This window comes from Microbacterium umsixpiens (assembly GCF_053543675.1).
Genome location: NZ_JBLVOH010000061.1, coordinates 5,883 through 8,062 on the forward strand (window position 1 = coordinate 5,883; position 2,180 = coordinate 8,062).

Sequence of the window (2,180 nt, forward strand, 5' to 3'; positions counted from 1 at the left end):
GATCCCGGGCTCGCACGCGACCAGCGCCGCCACCGCTGACATCGGATGCACACCGGCCACCGGCCGATGGCCCGGGCGGCATCATCAGCGGCGCCCTCGAGATGTCGGTGCTAGCTCCGACCGGAGGCGTCCGCCCGGATACGGGTGGGGTCGCGAGGCGCCAATGCCCGACGCGCATACGTCACGGCCACCGCTCCGCCCACGAGGGCGATCACGGCGAGTGCGACGGCGGCGGCGGTCAAGCTCGCCGCCCCCAGCCAGCCGGCGATGGGGTAGGTGATCAGGAAGCAGGCGTGCGAGAGTGCGAACTGCGCCGTGTAGACGAGGTTCCGGTTCTGCGGGGTGGAGGCGTCGGCGAGCAGCCTCGACGACGGGGTGTTCACGAAAGACGTGCCCATGCCCAGCACGCCCCAGGTGCCGAGCAGCACGAGCCAGCCGCTGCCGTCGGCCGACGCGAACAGAGTGACGAGCACGGCGGCGATGAGCCCGGCCACGATGACGAGAGCTCCCGCGATCATGGTCCGGATCACCCCGAACCGATCGACCAGCCAGGGGATGTTCACCGCGACGACGAGAGACCCGATGCCGTAGCAGGCGAGGGCGAAGGCGAGTGCTTCCTCTCCGAGCCCGAACACACCGCGGGCATAGACGACCGAGTTCACCAGGACGATCGCAGTGCCGGCCGCGACGACGACGTTCGTCAGCATCAGGAAGCGCAGCGTCGGAGTGCGCGCGACGACCTTCGCACCCAGCGGGAGCCGCTGCCAGAACGGCAGTGCAAGGCCGTCGTCGACGCGTGCGGGAAGCTGCGAGAGCAGCACGAGGAGGGCCGAGCAGGCGAAGCCGATCGCCGTGCCGACGAAGAGATCGTTGTAACTGACTGCTGTGAGGAGCAGTGCGGCGATCGTCGGGCTGACAAGCGCCTCCAGGTCGTAGGCGAGGCGCGACAGCGACAACGCTCGCGTGTAATCCTTCGGTTCCGGCAGCACGGACGGGATCAAGGACTGGAAGGCCGGCGTGAAGGTGGCGGATGCGGACTGCAGCACGAACACGAGCACGTAGATCTGCCAGATCTCCGTGACGAACGGGAGCAGCAGCGCGATGCCCAGACGCACGACATCGGCGGTGACCAGCACCGCCTTCTTCGGCAGCCGGTCGACGACCGCGGCGATCAGCGGGGCGACCCCGACGTAGGCGACCATCTTGATCGTCAGCGCCGTGCCGAGCACGGAGCCCGCAGAATCACCGGCGATGTCGAACGCCAACAGGCCCAGCGCGACGGTGAGCAGCCCCGTACCGAGCAACGCGATCACCTGCGCCGAGAAGAGCTTCGCGTAGGTGCCGTCGCGCAGGACCTGCAGCATCAGCGAGTGTCCTCCGGTGCCGGGTGCTCGCCGCGGTGGTGGGCCGGCTCGTTGCTCAGCGTGTGCTGGGCCTGGAAGATCGCGTCGGCGACCAGCTGACGGGCGTGCTCGTTCGCGAGGCGGTAGAACACCTTCGTGCCCTCCTGACGCGTGACGACGATCCGCGCCAGGCGCAGCTTCGCCAGGTGCTGGGAGACGGCGGGAGCGGATTTGTCGACAATGTCGGCGAGATGGTTCACGGACAGTTCCTGATCGCGCAGAGCGAGGATGATCCGGATCCTGGTGGCGTCGGCCAGCATCGAGAAGACCTCCACCGCGAGCTCGACGTAGCTGCTCTCCGCCGTCAGTGCACATTTAGAATCTGCATTCATACGCAGATTATTGCAGATGCAATTTCTTCTGCAGCACGAACTGACTCGCGTGCACTCGAAACTAAGGTTTAGCACCCTTAACCACGAGTAACGGACCGACTACTCGTGTTTACAGCACCAACGCGCCGGTTCCCCGCCCCCACCGGCCCCGTCGCTAACGCCAGGCGCCCACCGGCCGACAGTCACCTCCGACAGCCCAGGACGGGCCGTCGGGTCCGCGCTCCCCGGAACGCGGACGGATCTTTCCAGGATGGAGCCCATGATCGTCCTCACGCGCCTGAACCGTTCCCGGTTCGCGGTGAATCCCGACCTGATCGAACGTGTCCAGGCAACGCCCGACACGACGCTCATCATGGTCGACGGTGCGACGTTCGTCGTCACCGAGACGATGGACGACGTGATCGCGCAGATCACCCGCTTCCGCGCCGGAGTGCTCGCCGCGGCC

General features: G+C 67.2%; 3 protein-coding genes. 1 reads left to right on the top strand and 2 read right to left on the bottom strand.

The annotated features are described in order from the left end of the window. Nucleotides 1-110 precede the first annotated feature (110 nt). Complete coding sequence (locus ACNPM4_RS06020; protein ID WP_448985060.1) at nt 111-1,364, bottom strand: MFS transporter; 1,254 nt, start codon at nt 1,362-1,364, stop codon at nt 111-113. Then, nucleotides 1,364-1,735: an ArsR/SmtB family transcription factor gene (locus tag ACNPM4_RS06025; RefSeq protein WP_448985061.1), complete on the bottom strand. Its 372-nt coding sequence runs from the start codon at nt 1,733-1,735 to the stop codon at nt 1,364-1,366. The genes ACNPM4_RS06020 and ACNPM4_RS06025 overlap by 1 nt, the downstream gene beginning before the upstream one ends. Nucleotides 1,736-1,994: 259 nt before the next feature. Here ACNPM4_RS06025 and ACNPM4_RS06030 point away from each other — a divergent pair. Further along, a partial coding sequence (locus ACNPM4_RS06030) for a flagellar FlbD family protein (protein ID WP_448985062.1) occupies nt 1,995-2,180 on the top strand: 186 nt, incomplete at its 3' end.